This is a genomic window from Methyloceanibacter superfactus (genome assembly GCF_001723305.1).
In the GTDB taxonomy this organism is placed as follows: domain Bacteria; phylum Pseudomonadota; class Alphaproteobacteria; order Rhizobiales; family Methyloligellaceae; genus Methyloceanibacter; species Methyloceanibacter superfactus.
Genome location: NZ_LPWF01000026.1, coordinates 74178 through 97185, shown reverse-complemented (window position 1 = coordinate 97185; position 23008 = coordinate 74178). Strand labels below are relative to the sequence as shown.

The 23008-nt window shown below is 64.3% G+C and carries 22 protein-coding genes and 4 pseudogenes; 16 read left to right on the top strand and 10 right to left on the bottom strand.

The window, feature by feature from the left end; all coding sequences use genetic code 11:
* The first annotated feature begins 14 nt into the window (after positions 1-14).
* The 5 genes from AUC69_RS09385 (at position 15) to AUC69_RS17430 (ending at position 3940) form a co-directional block, all read left to right on the top strand.
* Complete coding sequence (locus AUC69_RS09385) at positions 15-344, top strand: hypothetical protein (RefSeq protein WP_069441925.1); 330 nt, start codon at positions 15-17, stop codon at positions 342-344.
* 483 nt (positions 345-827) lie between these two features.
* Positions 828-1709 carry a S1 family peptidase gene (locus AUC69_RS09375; protein ID WP_069441923.1) on the top strand — a complete coding sequence of 294 codons (882 nt, stop codon included), beginning with the start codon at positions 828-830 and terminating at the stop codon, positions 1707-1709.
* Positions 1710-1745: 36 nt separating this feature from the next.
* Positions 1746-2678 (top strand): serine protease, encoded by a 933-nt coding sequence (locus AUC69_RS09370; protein WP_069441922.1) that lies wholly within the window; start codon positions 1746-1748, stop codon positions 2676-2678.
* 11 nt (positions 2679-2689) lie between these two features.
* The gene (locus AUC69_RS09365; RefSeq protein ID WP_083239271.1) at positions 2690-3688 is read left to right on the top strand and encodes a S1 family peptidase; all 999 of its coding nucleotides are present in this window, start codon (positions 2690-2692) and stop codon (positions 3686-3688) included.
* Positions 3689-3778: 90 nt separating this feature from the next.
* A complete protein-coding gene (locus AUC69_RS17430; protein WP_158008063.1) occupies positions 3779-3940 on the top strand; it encodes a hypothetical protein in 162 nt (53 codons plus the stop codon).
* Here AUC69_RS17430 and AUC69_RS09360 read toward each other — a convergent pair.
* The 3 genes from AUC69_RS09360 to aat form a co-directional block, all read right to left on the bottom strand.
* Positions 3937-4779, bottom strand: a complete 843-nt coding sequence (locus AUC69_RS09360) for a lipopolysaccharide biosynthesis protein (RefSeq protein WP_069441920.1) — start codon at positions 4777-4779, stop codon at positions 3937-3939. The genes AUC69_RS17430 and AUC69_RS09360 overlap by 4 nt on opposite strands.
* Entirely contained in the window at positions 4704-5135 is a 432-nt protein-coding gene (locus AUC69_RS17035) for a hypothetical protein (protein WP_141700704.1), read from the bottom strand. Before AUC69_RS17035 ends, AUC69_RS09360 begins: the two co-directional genes overlap by 76 nt.
* A 192-nt stretch (positions 5136-5327) precedes the next feature.
* Positions 5328-6287, bottom strand: coding sequence for a leucyl/phenylalanyl-tRNA--protein transferase (gene aat, locus AUC69_RS09355; protein WP_069441919.1), 960 nt, complete (start codon positions 6285-6287; stop codon positions 5328-5330).
* 191 nt (positions 6288-6478) lie between these two features.
* Between aat and AUC69_RS09350 the strand changes: the two are divergent.
* Both AUC69_RS09350 and thpR read left to right on the top strand, forming a co-directional pair.
* Positions 6479-7524: pseudogene (locus tag AUC69_RS09350) on the top strand (NADP(H)-dependent aldo-keto reductase).
* 31 nt (positions 7525-7555) lie between these two features.
* A pseudogene (gene thpR / locus AUC69_RS09345) lies at positions 7556-8178 on the top strand (RNA 2',3'-cyclic phosphodiesterase).
* 2 nt (positions 8179-8180) lie between these two features.
* On the opposite strand, the gene AUC69_RS09340 reads toward thpR, so the two are convergent.
* Positions 8181-8678 (bottom strand): low molecular weight protein-tyrosine-phosphatase, encoded by a 498-nt coding sequence (locus AUC69_RS09340; RefSeq protein WP_069441917.1) that lies wholly within the window; start codon positions 8676-8678, stop codon positions 8181-8183.
* Positions 8679-8808: 130 nt separating this feature from the next.
* Here AUC69_RS09340 and AUC69_RS09335 point away from each other — a divergent pair, with 130 nt between their 5' ends.
* The gene (locus tag AUC69_RS09335) at positions 8809-9210 is read left to right on the top strand and encodes a YkvA family protein (RefSeq protein WP_083239295.1); all 402 of its coding nucleotides are present in this window, start codon (positions 8809-8811) and stop codon (positions 9208-9210) included.
* A gap of 91 nt (positions 9211-9301) precedes the next feature.
* Here the strand turns inward: AUC69_RS09335 and AUC69_RS09330 are convergent, their stop codons facing one another.
* Both AUC69_RS09330 and AUC69_RS09325 read right to left on the bottom strand, forming a co-directional pair.
* Positions 9302-10657: a ferredoxin reductase family protein gene (locus AUC69_RS09330; protein WP_069441916.1), complete on the bottom strand. Its 1356-nt coding sequence runs from the start codon at positions 10655-10657 to the stop codon at positions 9302-9304.
* Positions 10658-11247: 590 nt separating this feature from the next.
* Positions 11248-12222, bottom strand: a pseudogene (locus tag AUC69_RS09325) (NADPH:quinone oxidoreductase family protein).
* A gap of 203 nt (positions 12223-12425) precedes the next feature.
* Between AUC69_RS09325 and AUC69_RS09320 the strand changes: the two are divergent.
* The 4 genes from AUC69_RS09320 (at position 12426) to AUC69_RS09305 (ending at position 15414) form a co-directional block, all read left to right on the top strand.
* Positions 12426-12977, top strand: a complete 552-nt coding sequence (locus tag AUC69_RS09320; RefSeq protein ID WP_069441915.1) for an RNA methyltransferase — start codon at positions 12426-12428, stop codon at positions 12975-12977.
* 72 nt (positions 12978-13049) lie between these two features.
* On the top strand, positions 13050-13553 hold the full coding sequence (locus AUC69_RS09315; protein ID WP_141700703.1) for an invasion associated locus B family protein: 504 nt from the start codon (positions 13050-13052) through the stop codon (positions 13551-13553).
* A gap of 120 nt (positions 13554-13673) precedes the next feature.
* On the top strand, positions 13674-14852 hold the full coding sequence (gene rlmN / locus AUC69_RS09310) for a dual-specificity RNA methyltransferase RlmN (RefSeq protein WP_069441913.1): 1179 nt from the start codon (positions 13674-13676) through the stop codon (positions 14850-14852).
* A 76-nt stretch (positions 14853-14928) separates the two neighbouring features.
* Entirely contained in the window at positions 14929-15414 is a 486-nt protein-coding gene (locus AUC69_RS09305; protein ID WP_244500189.1) for a peroxiredoxin, read from the top strand.
* Between the two features lie 3 nt (positions 15415-15417).
* Here the strand turns inward: AUC69_RS09305 and AUC69_RS09300 are convergent.
* Positions 15418-16025, bottom strand: a pseudogene (locus AUC69_RS09300) (DsbA family protein).
* A 76-nt stretch (positions 16026-16101) separates the two neighbouring features.
* Here AUC69_RS09300 and AUC69_RS09295 point away from each other — a divergent pair.
* Together AUC69_RS09295 and AUC69_RS09290 are read left to right on the top strand one after the other, a co-directional pair.
* On the top strand, positions 16102-16545 hold the full coding sequence (locus AUC69_RS09295) for a hypothetical protein (protein WP_069441912.1): 444 nt from the start codon (positions 16102-16104) through the stop codon (positions 16543-16545).
* Positions 16546-16968: 423 nt separating this feature from the next.
* Positions 16969-17793 carry a phosphatase PAP2 family protein gene (locus AUC69_RS09290; protein ID WP_158008062.1) on the top strand — a complete coding sequence of 275 codons (825 nt, stop codon included), beginning with the start codon at positions 16969-16971 and terminating at the stop codon, positions 17791-17793.
* Between the two features lie 82 nt (positions 17794-17875).
* Here the strand turns inward: AUC69_RS09290 and AUC69_RS18500 are convergent, their stop codons facing one another.
* Entirely contained in the window at positions 17876-18214 is a 339-nt protein-coding gene (locus AUC69_RS18500; RefSeq protein WP_244500188.1) for a hypothetical protein, read from the bottom strand.
* A 245-nt stretch (positions 18215-18459) separates the two neighbouring features.
* Here AUC69_RS18500 and AUC69_RS09280 point away from each other — a divergent pair, with 245 nt between their 5' ends.
* Positions 18460-19671 carry an argininosuccinate synthase gene (locus tag AUC69_RS09280; protein ID WP_083239266.1) on the top strand — a complete coding sequence of 404 codons (1212 nt, stop codon included), beginning with the start codon at positions 18460-18462 and terminating at the stop codon, positions 19669-19671.
* A gap of 5 nt (positions 19672-19676) precedes the next feature.
* Entirely contained in the window at positions 19677-20753 is a 1077-nt protein-coding gene (locus AUC69_RS09275; protein WP_069441910.1) for an NAD(P)H-dependent flavin oxidoreductase, read from the top strand.
* A gap of 26 nt (positions 20754-20779) precedes the next feature.
* Here AUC69_RS09275 and AUC69_RS19015 read toward each other — a convergent pair whose 3' ends face one another.
* Positions 20780-21283, bottom strand: coding sequence for an asparagine synthase-related protein (locus tag AUC69_RS19015; RefSeq protein ID WP_342018564.1), 504 nt, complete (start codon positions 21281-21283; stop codon positions 20780-20782).
* Positions 21237-22778 carry an asparagine synthase (glutamine-hydrolyzing) gene (asnB, locus tag AUC69_RS09265; protein WP_069441908.1) on the bottom strand — a complete coding sequence of 514 codons (1542 nt, stop codon included), beginning with the start codon at positions 22776-22778 and terminating at the stop codon, positions 21237-21239. Before asnB ends, AUC69_RS19015 begins: the two co-directional genes overlap by 47 nt.
* Positions 22779-23008 lie beyond the last annotated feature (230 nt).

The following is a 23008-nucleotide window of genomic DNA, read 5'->3' as shown; positions in this document are numbered from 1 at the left end:
AGCCGTGTCAAGAAATGCAGGCGCGTCTCCGACTCCGGCAGATCGTCGCGCAAGGCGGCTACGTGGTGCAGCACTTCGTCATGGGAGCCGAGCCGATTGAGCGCCTGGCAAAGATTGATGCGGATGCGCTGCGCCTCGCGGAAGGACAATTTGCTGCTGTCGCCCTGGGCCACGAGATGGCGGAACAGCATTGCGACGTTGCGGAAACGGTGCGCCTCGAGCTCGATCCGGCCGAACTCGGCGATGATCTTGGCGGCTTCACGGTCATCGCCGGCGAGCGTGGCGAAGGCCAGCGCCGGCAGGAGCTCGGCCGCCGCGGCTTATCGTCGCCGCGCCAAGCATAAACGACCGCGGTCTCTCGCCCGATCTTGGCGAGTTCGCCGAAATTCGGCGGCGTGACAGCCTCTGCCAAGGCCTTGGCTTCGCGCAACAAGCGCAGCGCATCTCGGTCGAGCTTCAGGCGGTTATGCACCACACCCATCAGCCGGTGCACGCGCGGGCGATAGATCGAGTCTCCCTGAAGGCTCAGGAGCACGGTCGCGAGCTTCGGCATCAGCACATCGGGATCGGCGCGCCTAAGCTCGACGTCCTTCTCGATGGCGTCGAGCGCCGCTTGCGCGTCCTGGGGTTCAGTGGTCATCCCGGTGGGTATCCCAGTGCCTCGATGAACAACTCGCGACAACGGCGTAAGATGCGGCGGGAGTTCTCGTTATCTCAACAAAGTTTAATGTACAGCGCAATTGAGCATAGTTAAAATGGCGGCAAAACAAACCGAGCGGTCAAGAGATCGAATCTCACATAACAACAAAAACGAGCGGAGAAGTTAGATGAAGCGCATCCAACTGCTTGTTTCCAATTGTTTGTTGGCCGTCTCGCTTCTGTTCGGCCCGACCGCGCAGGCCGAGACCGACACGGAAATGATCGTCGGCGGGCAGCCGGCGGCACAGGGCAAGTATCCCTGGCAGGTGCGTCTCTATGAATCGATGGACGACGAAATCGGCTTTTGCGGCGGTTCGATCATCGCGCCGCAATGGGTGCTGACCGCCGCCCACTGCCTGGTCGACACCGATAAGGTCATCATTGGCTTCGGCGACGTCGACCGCACTCAGACGACGAAGATCGCCAGCGAGAAAGTCATCGTGCATCCGGCCTATCTCGAGGGCAAGAAGGCCGACCTCGCGCTGGTCAAGCTGGCCGAACCGATCGACGACGCGCCTGCCGTCCCGATTGCCGAACCCGGCGCCTCGCGCAGCCTGCTGAAAGCTGGCGCCAAGGCGACGGTGACCGGCTGGGGCGCCATTTGGGACTTCCAGGCCTTCAACAACGCCATGGACGTAATGGCGGGCCGGCGCAGCCTGTCCGAACGCCGCCTGCTGAATGACGAGGAATTGCAGGCGCCGCGCAAATTGCATGAGGTCGACATCGAGGTGATCGATCCCGGCGAATGCAAGGCGATCTACGACTCGTTGCAAGTCTCCGCCTTCACCATCGGCGACACGGAGATCTGCGCCACGGGGCCGAGCGGCGGCAAGGACTCCTGCTTCGGCGATAGCGGCGGTCCCCTCGTGGTTCCGTCCGGCGGCGATGGCTATGTCCAGGTCGGCATCGTCAGTTGGGGGCCGCAATGCGGCAATCCGCTGTTCCCCGGGGTTTACACCCGCGTGTCTTCTTTCTCGGACTGGATCGACGGCACCATGGAGTCGAACTAAGCTCGATTTTAACCGTCCCCGCACGGAGTCCTAAAGATGAAACAGATTCTTCTTCTGACCTTGGTGTTTATCGGCGCGATGTCCGCAGGCGGTCTCGTTCTCGCCGAGGAGGACACCGAGATGATCGTCAATGGCAAGCTCGCGCCGGAAGGGAAGTTCCCCTACCAGGTTCGCCTTTACGCGTCACCCGAGGACGAGAAGGGCTTTTGCGGCGGTTCGATCATCGACCCGCAATGGATCCTGACCGCGGGTCACTGCGTCGTTGCCGACAGCAGCGTGGCCGAGAATCTTCAGCCGGCGGAGACCGTCTTTGTCGGCTACGGCAGCACCGACCGCACCAAGACCACGAAGATCGAGGCGGAGGAGATCGTCGTTCATCCCCGCTATCTCGCAAAGGCGCTCGCCGGCGGCGGTGACGTCGCCCTCATCAAGCTGAAAGAACCGATCCCCGAAGCCAAGACGATCGAGATCGCCGATGACGATGCCGAGCAGAAGCTCGTGACACGCGGCGTCAAGGTCACCGTCACCGGTTGGGGCGCCATCTGGGATCCTCAAGACAAAGAGGTGGTCGCGCTCTTGTCGAAGATTGACCCGCAAGCCGACATCTCCGAGAAGCTGAATTTCCCGAAGAAGCTCTACGAGGCGGACATCCACGTCATGGACCGCGAGGAATGCCGCTCCGTCTACGGGCCGCAACAGCTCAACATCGCCGACAGCGAGATTTGCGCCATGAAGCCTCGTTCGGCGTCGAACTCCTGCTACGGCGACAGCGGCGGCCCGCTCGTCATCCAAGCCGACGACCCAAAGCGCTATGTGCAGATCGGCGTGGTGAGCTGGGGCGATCGTTGCGGCCGCGCCGGAAATCCCAACGTTTTCGCGCGGGTGTCGAGCTTCTCCGACTGGATTGCAGACACCATGGAATCGCATGCCGGTCCGTCCGAGGCGCCCGCGGCCATGACGGCCGAATAGGCGGGTTCGTCATGGCACGTACAGCAATCGTTCTGGCTGGTCTCTTATCGCTCGGTTCGTTTGGCGTGCAGCACACGGCTTTCGCCGGCGACGACACCGAGATGATCGTGGACGGGAAACCCGCGCCGGAAGGTAAATATCCGTATCAGGTGCGCCTCTACGATTCCCTTGAGGATGAGAAGGGTAGCTGCGGCGGCTCGCTCATCGCCGCGCAATGGGTGCTCACTGCCGCGCACTGCATGTATGCGGGCCGGGGCGATGATAAGCGTGCCATCGAGGCGGGCGAAGTGGTGATCGGCTACGGCAGCAACGACCGCAAGGAGACTGCCAAGGTCGAGGTCGCCGAGATTTTCGTCCATCCGAAATACGCGGCTTGCGCGGGCGACACGCAATGCGCCGACGAGTCCAAGGCGGACATCGCGCTCCTCAAGCTGGCCGAGCCGGTCGCCGATCCCCAGACCGTGGCGCTGGTCGAGCCGGAGACGGAGAAAGCGCTCCTCGTTCCCGGCGCCAAGGTGGTAGTCACTGGCTGGGGCGCCATGTGGGACCCCTACGATGAGGATGTCGGCAAGCTGTTGACGGCCTTCGGCGGCGGCGACGCGCTGAAGGACAAGGTGAACTACCCGCGCAAGCTGCACGAGGTCGAGGTCGACTGGGTCGACAACGCCACCTGCGCCGCGGCCTTCGACGCGGGCGACGCTGGCAATATTGCCGACACGGAGATCTGCGCCATGCGTCAAGGCACGCGTAAGGACTCCTGCCAAGGCGACAGCGGCGGCCCGCTTGTGGTGCCGGCAAAGGATGGCCATGGCTTCGTTCAGGTCGGCGTGGTGAGTTGGGGCCGCGGCTGCGGCGGCGCACTTCCGGGCGTCTATTCGCGGGTCGCCGCTTTCTCTGACTGGATCCACGAGACGATCGACACGGGTGGCGCGGCCACCCCAGAATCTCCCGCCCCGGCCGCCGAATCTCCTGCGCCGGACGAGCCTCCGGCCCCGGCGCCGGAGGAGTAGCGGCCAGCTTGCTCCTCGCCCAATTCAATTGATCGGAAGGGCCCCTTTGGCTACGGTCGCCGCCTCGGCAAATCGCTCAAGGGGAATCGCATGCCTCTGTCTTTCGGCATATTCGGCAAAACCGTCGCGGTTCTCATCGCCGTGGCCTTCGCACTGTGGCTGATCTTCACTTATGTGTTCGCCACCGAGGAGGTTGCGGACGAAGAAGCGGAGCGCGTCGGCGCGATCGAGATGATTGTCGACACCGCTTAGGCTTTCGCCTGACGCGCCGCGATGAGCCGGCCAAGAAGATAGACCGCGTCCGTCCTGAGCCCGCTTAGGCGCGCCAGCACGATCGAGCAGGCCCCAAGCCAGAAGACCGTGGCGACGGCCACCGCGAGTGCTGCCCCGAGCACTCCATAGAGAGGCGCCAGCACCAGATTGCTGAGCCCAAGCACGACGAGCGCCGCGACCGCGAGAGCGGCGTTCTGGCGTTGCGCCCCGATCACCGTCAGCAGCGGCACGTTCGGACCGAACACGGCGCGGGCAAGCTGGCAGACGAGCAGGATGAGCAGCGGCAACTTGGCGCTGGTGAACTCGGGCCCAAACAGCGACAGGATCGTCTCGCCCCACAGCGCCACGATGACGATCGCGGCGATTGTCACGGCGAGCGGAAAGGCGAGTGCCTTGAGCACCACGTCGCGGATGATGCTGTGATCTTTACGCGCGTGCGCGTCCGCAAGATCTGGCACCACCACCTGATGCGCCACTTGAACGGCAAAGCCAACTAGCAGTGCCAGTTTCAGGCACAGCCCGACGATGGCCGTGTCGGCGCTGGCAAGCAGCGGCGTGACCATGAGGATGTCGACGTCGGCGAAGAAATAGGTGAACAGCGCCACCACGATCAGCGGTGTCGCCTCGCGGCGCCAAATCCTGACGAGGCGCGGCGGCGCCACTGGAGCGGCCCCTGCCCTGACCGGCACGTCCTTGCGCAGCAAAAGATACTGGGTGAGCGCCAAGCCGGTGAACACGACGGTCAGCAGAAGCGTGACATTGCTCGCCGTGAGCGTGACGCCCGCCGCGATGAGCAACAGCACGCCACCGAGCAGCACGAACGGCCTGAAGCAGGTGTCGGGCAGATAAGCCAGCGCGAAGCGTCTGATGGCGGCGGCGAGCGAGCCGTTGAGACGGAGCGCGGCGTAGCTGGAATGGACAAGGCCGCGGCAGCCGTAGCCAGCCGCGCCTCAAACGAAAGCGAGGGCCACCAAAGCGCAATGGCAAGCACGCCCGCCGTGGCGAATGCGACATAGACCGCCGCGTCCTTACGCGCCCGCGCCACGAAGGCGGCAATCAGCCGGTCCTTGCCTTGCTCGCGATAGCGCGACATGAAGCGCGGCGCGATGGCAGGATAGCCGTGGGCGGCGACGAGACCGACCACGGCGGCGAGACTGGTCACCGAGTAGAACACACCGAGCGCCGAGGCTGGAGCGTCCGTGCCAGCACGACCTGGGTGACGAACCCGGCGAGCGCGCCGGCACGCGCGCCAGCGACAGCAGTGAGGATGTGGTGACCAAGCGTCCCGCCTGTGCCAAGGCCAAGGAGAGCCAGGCGCTTCCTTGCGCGCTCATACGGCTTGCGGAAGAGGACATCTTGAATAGCCTCAAGCGACCTTCAGCGACGCGGACTCACGCGAGGTCGAGCCTTCCGCCGCCTTCTCCCGCACATCGGCCAGCTCGAGCGTCGGGTCGACGTCCCAGCGTCCGACATGCCCCGGTTCGTCGACATACCACTGCAGCAAGGAGCGGAATTCGTCGCGCGGCATCACCTTGAAGCCGAGGCTGGCAAGGTCCGGCGTCATCCACTTGGCGTCGCAGAGCTTGTAGCCCCACGCGGCGAGGTGGCGATGAAGAACCGCCGTGGCCACCTTCGAGGCATCCCGCACGGCGGAGAATTTCGACTCGCCGAAATAGACTTGGCCGATGGCGACTCCGAACATCCCGCCGACCAGATTCCCCTGCTCGTCCCAGACCTCGACCGAATGGGCGTAGCCCGCCTTGTAGGCGGCCCAGAAGGCTCGCATGATTCGCGGCGTGATCCAGGTGAGCGGCACCTTGCCCGGCCGCGGACGCGCGCAGGCCTCCATCACGCCGGCAAAGTCGTGGTCCATGGTGACGGTGAATTTGTGCCGGCGGAGCAGGCGCTGGATGTTGCGGCTGACGTGACTATGCGCCGGATCGATGACGGCGCGCTCTTCCGGGCACCACCATTTCATCGGCCCCATATGGCAGACCGGGAAGAAGCCGCGCTTGTAATTGGCGACGAGGGAAGGGACCGAGAGATCATCGCTGATCCCGACCAGTCCGCGCTCACTGTAGAACCGCGGCAGCGCGGGCAGCATGTCGCGCTGGGATTTCGGCGCAAGAGCGTGGACGAGGGCGAGGCGCCACAGGCTGGGCAGCAACGCGATGCGGTTTGGCCTGAGCGCGTAGGCCGTCCCGAGGAGCCAGCGCTTGAGCCGCTGGGTCAACGTCTCATGGAAATCCGGCGGCGCCGTCTCGGACCCATTCTCGGTCGAAGAGGCCTCGGCCGCACCTTTCCTAGGATCGGTCATCACGCCCATGCACTGCATCCCGTCCGGCTAATGAACCCCCCCATCGCGCGGCATTCGCTGCGGGCGATGCTCATGGGGTTGCGGTTTTCCTCTTACATCCCCACTCCTTAACAACACGGATAAGCGCCATGGCGGGTAGCGATCTGTTAACCTTGCTCGATCGTTAAGCGCCTTTACGCGCAAGAAAAATCGGAGGACTGATGGAGTATCGCGAGCTTGGCCGCACGGGCGTGAACGTGAGCGCCCTCACCCTCGGGACGATGACCTTCGGCGAGCAGAACACCGAAGCCGAAGGCCATGCGCAGATGGACTACGCGGTCGATAGCGGCATCAACATCTTCGATGCCGCCGAGATCTACCCGATCCCGCCCAAGCCAGAGACGCAAGGGCGCACCGAGGAGGTCATCGGCACTTGGCTTGCGACGCGCAAGAACCGCGACAAGGTCCTCGTCGCCACCAAGGTCGCCGGACGCAGTACGACGATCGACTGGCTGCGCCATAAGCCCGCGACGCTGTCCCGGCAAAGTCCGGCCCAGATCCTGGAGGCGGTCGACAAGAGCCTCGCCCGGCTCAAGACCGATTATATTGACCTCTATCAGCTCCATTGGCCCGACCGGCCCATGCGCATCTTTGAGGGGCTCGAATATGTCCGGCTGCCCGGGGATGCCCACCCAATTCACGACATTCTGTCGACGCTGGGCAAGCTCGTGGCCGACGGCAAGGTCCGCTTCATCGGACTGTCCAACGAGACGCCGTGGGGTGTGATGACCTACTTGAGGCTCGCCGAGCAGCACGGCCTGCCGCGCCGGCCTCGATCCAGAACGCCTTCAACCTCGTCAACCGGTCATTCGAGGTGGGTCTGTCGGAGATTTTCTATCAGGAGCAGGTGAGCCTTCTCGCCTATTCCCCGCTCGGCCAAGGCTATCTCACCGGCAAATACGAGAACGGCGCGCTCCCGCCGGGCTCCCGCAAGACCCTGTTCGACCGGCTTGGCCGCTACGAGAAAGGCAACGGCCCGCGCGCCGTCTCGGCTTACGTGGCGCTGGCCAAGAAGCACGGCCTCGACCCGGCGCAAATGGCGATTCGCTACGCGGTTTCCCGGCCATTCGTGACCAGTTGCATCATCGGCGCGACCTCGATGGCGCAACTCGAGAGCGACATCGAGGCGATAAACATCACGCTATCGGACGATGTGCTTGAGGACATCGATCAAATCCACCTTGACTACCCCAACCCCTGCCCCTGATTGTTGACATGCGGGAAGTGAGTCGCTTGACATGCCACGGCTTTTCTCAGCTATCGAGATACCGCGCAGCGTCGCCGAGCGACTCACTGTGCTGCGGGCCGGTTTGAGCGGCGCGCGCTGGATCGATCGGAAAATTATCATCTGACTTTGCGCTTCATCGGCGACGTCGATAGCGCCACCGCGCGCGACTTCACCTTCGCGCTTGGCAAGATCGACATGCCGCCATTCGAGTTGCGCCTGAATGGTCTCGGCAGTTTTGGCGGCAACAAACCGCGCGCCTTGTTCGCCAGTATCGTGCCGTCGGAAGATCTCGATGCCTTGCACCGGGCCAATGAACGCGCCGCGCGCGAGGCGGGCTTGCCGCCCGAGGGCCGCAACTACAAGCCGCATGTCACGCTCGCGCGCTTGAGAGGCACACGCCCGGGCGCCGTCGCCACCTATCTCGAGCATCAAGGCGGCGTGGCCGGCGAGACCTTCACCGTCAATCGCTTCGTGCTCTATTCGTCGCGGGATTCCGTTGGCGGCGGGCCCTACGTCATCGAGGCGGCCTACGACCTGGATGACGCCGGCGATCATGAGGACAGCTACGACTCCGGAGACCACTACGTCTTCGGGGACGCCGACTCCGAGGACGCCTACAACTTCGGAAAGTAGGCTTACGTCTTGGCCGACTTTTCCGAGGTTTCCGCCGTGAGATCGGCGAGCAGACCTTGCGCCGCCGCCTCGATCAGATCGAGCGCGTGGTCGAAACCCTCCGGCCCGCCAAAATACGGATCGGGCACATCGTACGTCTCCCCATACGGCGCGTATTCGAGGAAGCGGCGGATCTTGTGGCGCGCGGCGTGGGGCGCGATGTCGTAAAGATCGGCCACATTCGAGGCGTCCATGGCGAGTACAAGATCGAACGCGTCGAAGTCCTCAATCTCCACCTTGCGCGCGGCTTGACCGGAAATATCGATGCCGCGGGCGCGGGCCGCTTTCTGCGCGCGATGGTCGGGCGGCTCGCCCTTATGCCAATCCCCCATCCCCGCCGATTCGATCTCGAACAGATGAAGCAGACCGGCCTCCTCGGCGGCACGGCGGAACACGCCCTCGGCCATGGGCGAGCGGCAGATATTGCCGAGACACACAAAGAGGAGACGATGCTTTGCCATGGCGGCTCCTTCGCATGGGCGGGCCGCCTGGCGCAAGCCGAAGGCGTTCGCCGCCTTGCAGGAGGCCTTCCCTCTCCCTATGTTTATCAAGGGCTTGAGCGCCCATGAGACCGTCACAAGGTGGAGACCGATGATCGCCTTCAATGATGCCAGCAGATTGCGGGAAGCGGCCCTTGGGCGGCAACTTTCGTTTAGCGCCTTCGCCGAGCGGGAGCGCAAGGTGCGTCGCGACTTTTGGGCCAAGCTGAAGCGTTTTGCCGGGCGTGTGCCCTTTGTCGACGATTTGGTCGCCGCCTATTATTGCGCGCTCGATCCGGCGACGCCGCTGCGCGTGCGCGCCATGCTGCTCGCCGCCCTGGCCTATTTCATCCTCCCGACGGACTTCATTCCCGACATTTTGGGCGGGCTCGGCTTTGCCGACGACATGGCGCTGCTCACCGCCGTGACGGGCTTGGTCTCCTCGCACATCACCCCGACCCATCGGGCGGCGGCGGCACGGGCGCTCGACAAGGAGCTGCCCAGGTCGACCTAGCGTCGGGCGCCGTGACCAACGTCTCCTCGAGACTTCGGAACCGGTGACGGCTATTCAAGCTCCGCCGTGGTTCGCGCCGACGCGGCCGGTCTTATCGCATCGCGAACAGTTCCCGATGGAAATGCTGCGCCACCGGGTATCCATTCGCCGCGAAATCCTTCTTCAGAGCCTCGCCGAAGCCGGCAGGCCCGCAGAACCAAATGCTGGCGTCGCGCCATTGGGACACCACCTTGCGGATGCGCTCGCCGGTCAAGAAGCCGTCACGCGCGTCGACCAGAAGATGAAGATTGACGTTCGCCGACTTCGCCGTCGCAGCCAGCTTGCCGAAGGCTTCCTCGTCCACATCGGGCGTGCAGTGAAATAGATCGACGGTCTGCGACGCCGCCCCGCCGTCAGCCCTGGCCCGCTGCGCCGCCAAGTGTTTCATGCGCGCGACGAAGGGCGTGATGCCGATGCCGCCCCCGATCCAAATCTGGCGCGGGCGGTCGTCCTCGAAGGTGAAGCAACCATAGGGTCCCTCGATCGTCACCGCCTGGCCGACGGCGAGTTGCTCGCGTAGGTGACTGGTATGATCGCCCAGCTCCTTGGTGATGAAGGTGATCTGGCGGGTCTCGTCATCCCAGCCCGAGGCGATGGTGTAAGGATGCGCCCCTTCGGCAACGTCAGAGGTGGCGAAGGCGAATTGACCGGGCCTGTGGCCGGGCCACCCATGCGGCACCTTGATCCCGATTTCGAGCGCCCTCACGCCCGGATAGTAGTTGAGCGAGGCGATCTCGCCCAACACCTGCCGACCGCTCCCGACCAGACCCAGCAGCACGACGACCGCCGCCCATGTACCCGCGGCGAGCAGCACCGCCATCACCCAACCGATGGGAGAGGCCCAATAGTTGAAATCCATCAGCACGACCGCGTGGAAAGCCAGCACCAGATAGGCTGGCGCGAGGAGCCAGTGCGTCTTGTTGAAGAGGCGATAGGGGAAATAGCGAATGAGCGCGATCACGATCAGCACCACGGCGGCATAGAAGGCCCATTCACCCACGCCTTCCGCCGTGCCACGCAAGCTTCTGAAGAATGCTTCGGCCGGATTGTCGATCGGCGACCGCGCGCCGCGGCGCGGACCCGCGAGCCATCCCCAGCCAACCGCCCATCGCGGTCCTTGCGCCCAAAGCCAATGAACGACCGCAACGGCAAGGGCGGCGATACCGAGCCACTTGTGCAGGCGGTACATCTTGTCGAGGCCGCCAAACCACCGCTCCGGCCAAGGGGGTCGAAGCGCCAGGATCATCGCCATGCTCATGGCCCCCATGGCGATCACACCGCTGTATTGCATCATCGCCGCGCGGAAGGCGCGGAAGCTGGCCGGCTGAAACACCGAGGGCTCGGCGACAAGCCAGAGGATCGTCAGGAGAGCGAAAGCACCCCAAAATGTGCGTTTGATGTTCTGCATGGCGACGTCGCTCTGGATAACGTTATCAACTGTTTAACGTCAGCATGACGCCACGCCGCATGACGGTTTTGACTTGAATCAGCGAATTCTGGCGCGCCTTGTCGCACCGTTCTCATCGACGCCAAGCAGGTCTTTCAGCGGTCTGGGCACCGTGCGTCGCCATGCGTTCCTAGTCGTAAAGCGGCTGACAGCTCAGATACTTACGGAAGACCCACCCAGCTTTGCCCAGGCCTATGGGTGTGATCTTCGCCCATGGTTGGCCACCGACGTAAACCAGTTGCCAAAGAAGCACCCGCGACCCGTTGTGCAGCCCACCCACGATTGGCCCATTTGGCCGGCTGCGTACATTCAGTGGCGTACCAGTCGGGTCGCTGACTGTGCATCTCATTTGCGCCAAGGTCTGGTCGCTCGTGCCGAGAAGGAGGGTAGCAGCGACTGCGAGTATCTTGGCTTTCATCAGGCCCTCCTTGTGCCGAGGGCGTGGCGTATGACCCCGGAAGAGGAGCAGAGGTCTTTCAGACCTTTGAGCGGCAGCATGAGAGTGTGCGCCTTAGCTTCGGGTTTGGGTAGTCGTTATCGAGCGTCGACGCTCACGCTTGCGGGTTGATGATCACCTTGCCAGTGACCTTGCGGCCTTCGATCTCCATCAACGCCTTCGCTGTCTCGGCCAGCGGGTAGGTGCCGTGGATATGGGGGACGATCTTCCCCTCCTTGCACCACTCGAGAAGCTGCGCAGTGTTGGCGCGATGCTGTTCCGGCTCGCGCTCCACGAACGATGTCCAGAACACGCCGATGATCGAGCAGCCTTTCAGCAGGACGAGATTGAGCGGAATGCGCGGTATCTCGCCTGACGCAAAGCCCAGCACGAGATAACGTCCTTCCCACGCCATGGCCCGCAAGGCCGGCTCGGCGCTCGCACCGCCGACGCAGTCGTAAAGCACCTCAACGCCTTTTGGCAGGGTCAGGTTCTTCAGGCGCGCTCAGATCCTCATCCGTGTAGTCGCCCTCGTCGGCGCCATGCGCCTTGGCGAAGGCGAGCTTGTCTTTCGACGAGCGACCGCGATGACCCGCGCGCCCATCAGCTTGGCGAGCTCGACCGCCGCCACGCCGGCGCCGCCCGCCGCGCCCAGCACCGCCACGCTTTCTCCGGGCTTGAGCTGGCCCCTGTCTTTCAGACCGTGCAGCGCCGTGCCGTAAGTGATGACGATGCCCGCCGCTATTTCGTCGCTGACCCCGTCGGGAATCGGAATCGCGTTCTTGACCTTGGTGACCAGACGCTCGCGGCAACCATTGCCGCCGATAAACGCCACCACGCGCTGTCCCACCTTGAATTCGGTCACGCCCTCGCCGATCGCCTCAATGGGCCCGGCGACTTCCGCGCCGGGCGAGAACGGCAACGGCGGCGACACCTGGTATTTGTCGCGCAGCATGAGCGTGTCGAAGAAGTTGAGTCCGACGGCCGTGACCTTGATGAGGATTTCGCCCGGTCCGGGCGTCGGGTCGGCGACCTCTTCCAAGTGCAAGGCCTGGGGTCCGCCAAACTCGCTGAACTGCGCAACACGCATGAAGCCGCTCCTGTGGAGCTGCTCGGGGGTGTCCGCGCGGCAGCTCTCGCTGGTGTCAGGTAAGTGCAGAGGTTTTGCAGTCGTCTTCCGGCGAGCGCAACCTTCAAACCACTCACGGGGCCAACGTTGCTATACGGGCCCCACGTCACTTCACGGGTCCGGCACCGCTTTTTTTCGGACCCAGTCTATGGCAGAGAAAGGTTGTGAAACCTCTACCTCCACACGTTCGCGGCTATTTCGGCATCGGCGCCGAAGGCATCTCCAAATCGGTCAATGTGGGCAATTTGCTGCGCTCGGCCCATGCCTTCGGGGCGAGCTTCATGTTCACGCTCGGCGCCGACGAACGTGCCCTAGAGATGCGCTCCGACACCTCCCGGGCCGAGACCCATTTGCCCGTCTATCACTGGCGGACCCTCGACGAGATGCGGCTGCCCAAGGGGTGCAGCCTCGTCGGCATAGAGATTCTCGACGGCGCGGCCGATCTGCCGAGTTTTCCACACCCTGTGCGGGCCGCCTATGTGTTGGGGCCGGAACGGGGCGAGCTGTCGCCCGAGCTCGTCGCCCGCTGCCAGCACTTGGTCCGAATACCCACAGCCTTCTCTCTCAACGTGGCCACGGCGGGGGCCATAATGATGTATGACCGTGTGCGGACGCTGGGCCGCTTTGCGCCTCGGCCGGTCACCGAGGGGGCGGCCGTGGAGGGACCGGCGCCCCACGTGCAAGGGGCGCCAAAGCGGCGAAGGCCACAGGGTTGACCTAACGGCCTGATGTAGTGAAGATTGGGGACATTCATGCCTAACGCTTGCTCACGAATCGGGGACGGGGAGATGCGCCGAGCCGTTCGAGCTGCTTGCGTGATGCTGGCGTTGAGCACGGCGCCGGCTTTCGCGCAGGAAGTCAAACTTCTCGAGAAATACAAGGACTGGTCGGCCTATACGGCCACCGGGAGCCCGAAGGTGTGCTTCGCCGTGTCCCAGCCTAAGGATTCGAGCCCGAAGAACGTCCGGCGCGGCCCCATCTACTTCTATATCTCCCACTATCCCGCCGATAAGGTCACCGGCGAGATCAGCGTGAAGATGGGCTACCCCTTCGCCGCCGGCGCCAAGGTCACCGTCACGGTGGGCAACGACAAGTTCGAGCTGTTCACCAAGGACGAAGGGGCCTTCGTCGAGAAAACCGAAGACGAGGCCAAGCTGGTCGGCGCCATGAAGGCCGGCAGCGCCATGAAGGTGCAGGGCCGATCGGCCCGCGGCACCGACACGAGCGATAACTACTCCCTGAGTGGCATTTCCGACGCGCTCGACCGCATCGTCAAGGAGTGCGGCAGCTAGATTTGCCGCGTTTCTCGGTCTTTCGGCTCCTGGACTTGGCTTTTCCGCCGTGCCGCATGATATGAGGACGATGGCCCCGGCCCCTTGCCGGTGCTCCCTCTTGAGGTGCCGTGCCATCCCATGACCGTATCGACTCTCATAGGCCTCGAGTCCGAGCCGCTGGCGAACCCGTCAGCCTCCAAAGAGTCCCTCGTCGGGCTCGACCGGTCAGCGCTTGCCGACCGGCTGGCCGGGCTCGGCGTGCCCGAACGCCAGCGCCGCATGCGCGTGAGCCAGCTGTGGAGCTGGATCTATGTGCGGGGGCAGACCGACTTCGCCGCCATGACCGACATCGCCAAGGAACTGCGCGCCGAGCTCGCGAGCCATTTCACCCTTGCGCGGCCGGACATCGTCTCCGAGCAGGTCTCCGTCGACGCACGCGCAAATGGCTGCTCGCCCTTGGCGACGGCAAGGGAGGTGGAGACCGTCTACATCCCCGAGGCGGATCGCGGCACCCTCTGTATTTCGAGCCAAGTCGGCTGCACGCTCACCTGCACCTTCTGCCATACGGGCACGCAGAAGCTCGTGCGCAATCTGACCGCCGGCGAGATCGTCGGCCAGATCATGCTCGCGCGCGATCGCATCGGCGATTGGCCCGGCGCCACGGCCGCCGACACACGCGGACTTCCCGACTCCGAGCGTAAGATCACCAATGTGGTGCTCATGGGCATGGGCGAGCCCCTCTACAATTTCGACAATGTGCGCGATGCCTGCGCCGTCGCCGCCGACGGCGAGGGACTTTCCATCTCCAAACGCCGCATCACGCTCTCGACCTCGGGCGTGGTTCCGGAGATCCCGCGCTGGGGTGAGGAGGCCGGCACCATGCTCGCCATCTCGCTGCACGCGGTGCGTGACGGATTGCGCGACGAGCTCGTCCCCATCAACAAGAAGTGGCCTATTCGTGAATTGCTTCAAGCGTGCCGCGATTATCCCGGCCTGTCCAACGCCAAGCGCATCACGTTCGAGTACGTGATGCTGAAGGGCCTGAACGATTCCGTCGACGACGCCAAGGCTCTGGTGCGGCTGCTGGCCAAGATCCCCGCCAAGATCAATCTCATCCCGTTCAATCCCTGGCCCGGCGCACCATACGAATGCTCCGACTGGGAGCAGATCGAGAAGTTCGCCGAGGTCGTGAACCGCGCCGGCTATGCGAGCCCCGTCCGGAGCCCCCGTGGCCGGGACATCATGGCGGCCTGCGGCCAGCTCAAAAGCGCCAGCATCAAGCAGCGCGCGAGCCAGCGTCTCGCCGCACCGGCGTGACCCGCCTCGACGCGCTGCGCCCGATCTGCCCCGCCCTGCCGACGATGGCGCCTGCGATCATCTCGTCGGGCTCGCCATGCCGCCTGTGCATCTCGCCTCCACCTCGGGCCGCGAGGTCGATGTCGGTGCGTTAGGCAAAGGCCGCACCGTTATCTATTGCTATCCGCGCACCGGCGTGCCCGGCGAAAATTTGCCAGACGGCTGGGATGCCATCCCCGGCGCGCGCGGCTGCACGCCGCAAGCCTGCGCCTTCCGCGACCACGCGGCCGAGCTTGCCGCCCTCGATGCCAGCCTGTTCGGCTTGAGCACGCAATCGACCGCCTATCAACGCGAGCTGGCCGAACGGCTGCATCTTCCCTTTGAGGTGCTAAGCGATGCGGACTTCGAGCTCACGAACGCACTGCGTTTGCCGACCTTCGCGGCGAACGGCATGCGCCTCATCAAGCGGCTGACGCTGGTGGTGCAGGACGACAGGATCGAGCATGTGTTCTATCCCGTGTTTCCGCCGGACGAGAACGCGAGCACCGTCATTGGCTGGCTCCGTGACCATCCTGCGCCCTAGCGCTCAGTGACGCTTCGCCCAAGCCAACGCCGCTTCCAGCCGGTCGTTGCCCCAGAACAGTTCACAGCTGCGCGTGTCGTCAACGGTGAAGGACGGCGCGCCGAACAGTCCGAGCGCCTGCGCCTCTTCCGTTTGCGCTTTGAGCGCCTCTTTGATCTCCGGCGTATTGGATGCAGCCAGCGCGTTGTCGGCGTCGATCCCGAGCCCGTCGAGAATCGCCCGTAACGTGGCCTCGTCGGAAATATCTCTCTGCTCCGCATAGTTCGCGGCGAACACCGCGCGGGTGAAGGCGGGCGCCACCCCTCGCCCTCGCCGGCGAGCGCGAGCCGCGCGGCCTTCAGTCCGTTTTGCGGAAAGCGCACCGGCGGCAGCTTGAGCGGCAGGCCGTCCACCTCGCACACGCGCGCCAGGTCGCGCCACATGTAGCGACCCTTGGCTTCGTAGATGTTGAACGGCGAGTCGTTCCAGCCGAACGCCTGGAAGATCGGCCCGAGCAGGAACGGCCGCCAGCGCACCGTGACGCCTTCCGTCTCGGCCAACGGCTCGATCCGCATGGCCGTCGGATAGGAATAGGTGCTGGCGAACTCGTACCAAAAGTCGATAGAAGTCATGGCGCAACCGTCCGTTCGCTTCGAGCCTTCTTATAGCTCTGATTCAGCCCGGGCCAGCGGGAGGAAAGGGAGAGGCGTGATCTTGCGTTATCTGGGCCGCGTGGTGTGGGTTGTGGTCGCCTTCGTGCTCGCTGCCGTCGTCGCGCTCGCGGTCCTGTACGCACTTGGCGCCATGTGGGTTGGCGATGAGCTTCGCGCCGCAGCCCCGCCCGACGATCCGATCCTCAGTCATGGCGGCGCCACGGTTTTTGGCATCGTGCTGTTCGCCGGCACCGTGACGCCGGCGTTGACAGCGCTGCCGGCCCTGATTGCCGTGGTTGTCGGCGAAGTGATGCGGGTGCGGTCGTGGATCTACTACGTACTCGCCGGCGGAGCGTCGCTGGCGGCCATTCCGGTCCTTGCCGGGCCCGCAAGCACCGGGCTCCCCGAAATTCCGGCCGGCGAATATATGACCATCTTCGCCGCGGCGGGTTTCGCAGGCGGCTTTATCTATTGGCTGCTGGCCGGCGCCCGGGCTTGAACGGCAACCCCGTTCCCTCATGGTCCAACGCCACGAGCCACGGCTCCGGCTTGTAATGGGTCACCGTGCGCCGCCAGGAGTCGGTGACCGACTGGAGCCGCTTCCGCAACACGAAGCCCGCTTCGCGGCGCGGAGCCGGTGTAGCCGAGGTTGGGAGCTCTCGAAGAATGCAGGTCGTCATCGTCCTCTCCTCCAGACAAATCGACGGCCTTGGAGAACGTCCATGTCTCACCCAGGTTCCGCCGATCCGGCGATTGTCTGAAGGATAGCTTCCGTCCACGCGTCCGCACTGACGCGGATCAACGGGTCACGAAACAGTCGGCTGCGTGTCATCGATCTGGCATGGAAACTTCACACTACACTCACGGAACTGTCTTACCCCGCCGCTAGCGTCGAATGCACTTTTGGGGTTTGGGGGTTGCCGTGACTCGCGGCTGGCTGCTTGCATCTGCTGCACTTGGTCTTGTCTTGGGGGCAATCTTCGCCGTTTATCCCCTCATCGACCTCGAAGTGGCCGGTCTGTTCTTCAACGATCAGGCGGCGAAATTCCCCGCTTCCACCACCTACGAATGGAATCTCGTTCGGCAGGTCGCCAACTGGATCCCGTTCCTGCTGGTCGCGCCGGCCCTGTTCGCGCTTCTCCGCAAGATCGTCTTTCCCGGCTCCAAGATGCTGATCGCCCCGTCGGTGGTCGTGTTCCTCATCGCCTCGTTCATCATCGGTCCCGGTCTCACCTCCAATCTCCTGTTGAAGGAGAATTGGGGCCGCCCGCGACCCAACCACGTGCATCAGTTCGCCGGGACCGCCGACTTTCAACCGTGGTGGCGCCCGAGCAGCGAGTGCAAGCGCAACTGCTCCTTCGTCTCCGGCGAGGCAAGCCAAGCCTTCTGGGTGGTCGCGCCGGCTTCGCTCGCGCCGCCTCAGGTGCGGGCGACGGCCATGGGGGCCGCCGTCGTTTTCGGCGCCGCCGTGGGCACCATGCGCGTCATCTTCGGGCGCCATTTTATCAGCGACATCATCTTCGCCGGCATCATCACCATCGCCATTGTCATGGGGCTCTACCGGCTGCTGCTCGACCCTGTCCGGCGCAACGATGCGCGCTTGGAAAAGGCTATCGAACGCACGTCGATCGCGCTCCACCGGGGCACGGCGGCGCTTCTCGCCGGTGCGGGCACGGCTTTAGCCCATGCCGGCGGCACCTTGCGCCATACCGGTCAGCATCTGCACAAGCGCATCGCCTGCCTCTAGGCGGACGAAAAAAAAGGCCCGGCGCCGATGTGACGCCGAGCCCCATGCCTGTTGGCTTGAAGACTGTCAGACGCGCTGGCGCCTAGTAGCAATAATCCCAATAACCCCTGTTCTTCGACGGGTTTGTCCAATACCAGCAGAGATTGTCGGCTGGCGGACGGGGCGCTGCCGTGGCGGCGATAATCGTGCCGAGCGCCACGCCGGCGATGACCGTGCCGTAATACGGCCGCCGGTTCCAGCCGCGTACATAGACGCCGCGCCTGGGGCCCACATAGACGTGATTATTGCGCTTCCAGTTCTTGCCGTTCCAATTCTTGTTCTTCCACTTCTTGACCGGGGTCACGAGCGGCGCGGCGGCTTGCGAGCCGGAGGCCAGCCCGGCCGGCGACACGCCCGCAATCGCCATCTGCGGCAGCGTCACTCCAAAACCAAGAAGGCCCGCCAAAGCGAGCCGAGATGCGAATAAGCTTGTCCGAGAACGATCCTTCATCGTGCTTCCTCCATTTGTACGCCGATCTTATTGTGCTGGAACGGCGGATTTTGGGCGGGCGCGCGCACGCCGATCCCCCCTATGCCCCTTGCGCAACACTTGCACAAGCGCATCGCCTGCCTATAGTCGCGGCGGCTTTAACCCTCTGACCCCGGCCACCCGCGAGGCCTGCTTCCATGAAGACCGACATCAAGAAGGTGGTGCTTGCCTATTCCGGCGGGTTGGACACCTCGATCATCCTCAAATGGCTGCAAGAGACCTATTCTTGCGAGGTCGTGACCTTCACCGCCGATCTCGGCCAGGGCGAGGAGCTCGAGCCGGCGCGGAAAAAAGCCGAAATGCTCGGCATCAAGGAAATCTTCGTCGAGGATCTGCGCGAGGAATTTGTGCGCGATTACGTCTTCCCGATGTTCCGCGCCAACGCGCTCTATGAGGGCGTCTATCTGCTCGGCACGTCCATCGCCCGGCCACTGATCGCCAAGCGGCAGATCGAGATCGCGCGGGAGACCGGCGCCGATGCCGTGTGTCACGGCGCCACCGGCAAGGGCAACGACCAGGTCCGCTTCGAGCTCACCTATTACGCACTCAACCCCGACATCAAGGTGGTGGCGCCCTGGCGCGAATGGGACTTCGTCTCGCGCAGCGACCTCATCGAGTTCGCCGAGAAGCATCAGATCCCCGTCTCCAAGGACAAGCGCGGCGAGGCACCTTTCTCGGTCGACGCCAACCTGCTGCACTCCTCGTCGGAAGGAAAGGTGCTGGAGGACCCGGGCGCGAGCCGCCGCCTTACGTCTATCAGCGCACCATCTCGCCCGAGGAGGCGCCCGACAAAGGCGACCGTCGTCACCATCGGGTTCAAGCACGGCGATCCCATCTCCATCGACGGCAAGGCGATGTCGCCGGCGACCCTGCTCACCAAGCTCAACGAGCTCGGATGCGACAACGGCATCGGCCGTGTCGATCTGGTGGAGAACCGCTTCGTCGGCATGAAGTCGCGCGGTGTTTACGAGACGCCGGGCGGCACCATTCTCTATGCCGCACATCGGGCTATCGAGTCGCTCACGCTCGACCGCGAGGCGATGCATCTAAAAGACTCGCTGATGCCGCGCTATGCCGAGCTGGTCTATTACGGTTTCTGGTTTGCGCCGGAGCGCGAGATGCTGCAGGCGCTTGTCGACAAGAGCCAGGAGCATGTGGAAGGCGAAGTGACGCTCAAGCTCTACAAGGGCAACGTCATCGTCATCGGCCGCACCAGCCCGAAATCGCTTTATTCCAGCGAGATCGTCACTTTCGAGGACGACGCCGGCGCTTACGACCAGAAAGACGCGGAAGGCTTCATCAAGCTCAACGCCCTGCGCCTGCGCCTGCTCGGCAAGCTGCGGGGCTGACCGTCATGTCCTGGCCGGACACGCGTATCATCGACCTATTCGGCGTCGAGGTCCCCATCGTCCAGGCGCCGATGGCCAACTCGACCGGGATCGAGATGGCGATTGCCGTGGCCGAGGCTGGCGGCCTTGGCTCTTTCCCGTGCGCGACCATCGACCCTGAAGCAATGCGCGACGGCGTCGGCGCATTCCGCGCGGCGACGGCCAAGCCACTTCATATGAACTTCTTTTGTCACGAGCCGGAGCCGGCCGATCCGGAACGGGATCGCGCCTGGCTCGCGCACTTGGCGCCGTATTTCGATGAGCTCGGTGTCGTGCCGCCCGCTCTGCCGCTGCCCACGGGTCATGCGCCGTTCGGCGAGACCGATTGTGCGGTGGTCGAGGAGCTTCGCCCCGAGATCGTGAGCTTTCATTTCGGTCTGCCGGCCGAGCCGCTGCTGGCGCGCGTCAAGGCGGCCGGATGCAAGGTGACGAGCACGGCGACGACGCTGCGCGAAGCCAAGCACCTTGCCGGTCGTGGCGTCGATGCGATTATCGCCCAAGGGGCCGAGGCCGGCGCCCATCGCGGCATGTTTATTGAGACCGATGTCTTCTCCCAAGTGGGAACTTTTGCGTTGGTGCGCGCCATCGCCAGCGCCGTCGACGTGCCGGTGATCGCGGCCGGCAGCATTGGCGACGCGCACGCTATCGCCGGCGCTTTCGCGCTCGGTGCCTCGGCCGTGCAGATGGGCACGGCTTATCTCCTCTGCCCCGAGGCCTACACGCCGCCTTTGCACCGGGCCGCCCTCGGCGATCCGATGCGCGAGACCGCCATCACCAACATTCTAACCGGCCGGCCGGCGCGCGGCGTGGTCAACCGCTTCATGCGCGAGCAAGGTCCGATGAATGCCGCCGCACCGGTGTTTCCGTTCGGCAGACCGGCGATCGCGCCGCTACGCGCCAAGGCCGAAGCACAAGGCTCCGGCGACTTCTCGCCGCTCTGGTCGGGGCAAGGGCCCGCGCCCATCGCCGGCGTCGGCGCCAAGGACCTCACGAACCGGCTCGCAGGCGCGGCACTCGGGCTCTTCGACGAGCAACGGTCGTAGTCGACGATGCGTGCCTGCCTGGAGGACTACGGAGCAGCCGCACCGCCGGCGACAGCTCGCGGCTGGCGTGCGGGCGCGACGGCCTTGGGTGCGTAATCGAGATTGGGCAGCTCGCACAAGTCACCGCCGAGATAGAGGTGATGCCAAAGCTGGGTGGCGACCACGCCGCCGAGACCGAGGCTATCGAACGCGCCGAGCTTGTCGCCTTCGCCCCGGGCCACCAGCGCACGGTCCCGCTCCACCGCGGCCACGTCGAAATAGCCGGTCCGCTTCAGACTCTCCGCGCTCAGCAGATCGCGCACGAAGTCGGGCGGATTGACGAGGAAGGTCTCGGCAGTGGGCGCCCGGAACATGTTCTTGGGCCGCCAGGCGACGTCACGGGGCAACCGGCGCAAGGCCGCTTGCCGCAGCAGATATTTGTCCTTGAGAAGCGGACGGAGCTTCCACCGCGGATGCATGCGCGCGGCGAGCGCGATCACGTTCTCATCGAGGAACGGGTAGCGCGTCTCCACGCTGTTCGCCATTGCCACCCGGTCGCTTTGGGCCCAACAGCAGCCCCGACAGATGAACCTTGTATCCAAGATAGAGCGAGCGGTTCAGCGGATGCCAGCGCGCCATGCGTTCCGTATCGAGGTCGAGATCCTCATAGGCCACATGGGCGCCGATCTCTTCCTTCATGCCCGCGCTGTAATAGCGGCCGCGCGAGCGCGCCACGAGATTGTAGAGAATGGACTGGGCGTGCGGTCCGCCGATCATGCCGTCGATGCGGGCAAGCTCGGCGAAGCTTTGATCGCGTGCCGCCCATTTGCGGGCGGCACGGCTGATCGCCGTGCTCGGACGAAAGGCGTCGCCCACATCGAGCCGGCGCGCGATTTCCCTGATCTTGTACCAAACATAGCCGGCGAAAGCCTCGTCGGCGCCTTCGCCGGTGAGCACTACCTTGTAGCCTTGCGCCCGCACCTCGCGCGATAACGCCAACAGTGCGGCGCAGGACGTGTCGAGCACCGGGCATTCCGCCGCGGTGGTCAGTGCCGCGTAATTCTCGGTTATGATGCCGGCGCATGCCTCGACGACTGTCGACTGGCCGCCGATGGCGCCGGAGGCTTCAAGTGCTTCCGTCGTCTCGTCGAGACGCGGATCGGGCACCCGCAAGGTGAAACTCGGCAGCGGCTTGCCGGCAATGCGCGCGGCGGTCGCCAGCACATAGGCCGAGTCCACACCGCCGCTGAGATAGCCGACCACCGGCACGTCGGCGCGCAGCCTGATCTCGACGGCACGCGCGAACGCCTCCTCGAAAGCATCGATGGCCGCCTCTTCGTCCGAAGGATCGTCCTCCTCTCCCCAATCGGGAAAGTCGAAGTCCCAGTATTTGGTCTCGACCGGCGTGGCCGCCTTGTCGTCGCCGCCCCAGGCGATCTTCAAATAATGACCCGGCGCCAGTGCTTGCACGCCGTCGAACGCGGTGCGGCGTCCGCCCAGCGCGAAGAAGGTGAAGAGATGGTCGAGACCGCGCGTGTCCGCCTTGGGGGTGACGCCGCCGGAGGCGAGCAGCGCTTTGATCTCGGAACCGAAATACAGGAAGTCGCCTTGGCGCGACCAGAATAAGGGGCAAATGCCGACCCGGTCTCGCGCCAGCAAGACGATGCGCCGCTTGAAATCCACGAGCGCGAAAGCGAATTGGCCGGTGAGGCGCTCGATGAACCCCTCGCCGTATTCTTCGTAGAGATGGACGATGATCTCGACGTCGCTATGGGTGCGGAACACGTGCCCCTTGGCTTCCAGCTCCGCCCGCCATTCGGGGAACTCGAACAGCTCGCCGTTGCAGACGACGGCGACGCTCTGGTCCTCATTGAAGATCGGCTGCGCGCCGTCGGCCAAACCGACGATGCTGAGGCGCCTGTTGGCGAGGCCGATGCCGGGCGCAACCAGGAAGCCGTCGTCGTCGGGCCCGATGGGTGAGCGCGGCGGCCATGCGTTCCAGCATGGCCTGATCGGGCTTACGCCGGCCTTTGAGGTCGAGCACACCCGCTACGCCGCACATGGAGCCTCCTTCGTGAAAAATGCCAGTCGTGAGCTAGCAATGGGACGCCGCTCGTCGTGGCGGCGGATTAGCAGGCACCCGGGAGAGGCGCCAAGCGGGGAATCGCGCTGAATAGTACCGGCAGATACCAGGATGGGTTGAAAATTATCAAGTTCAATGCCTTGCGCTTACCGGAGGGCGCAGTTTCCCTGGGTAATGGCCACCCTCTAGAGCC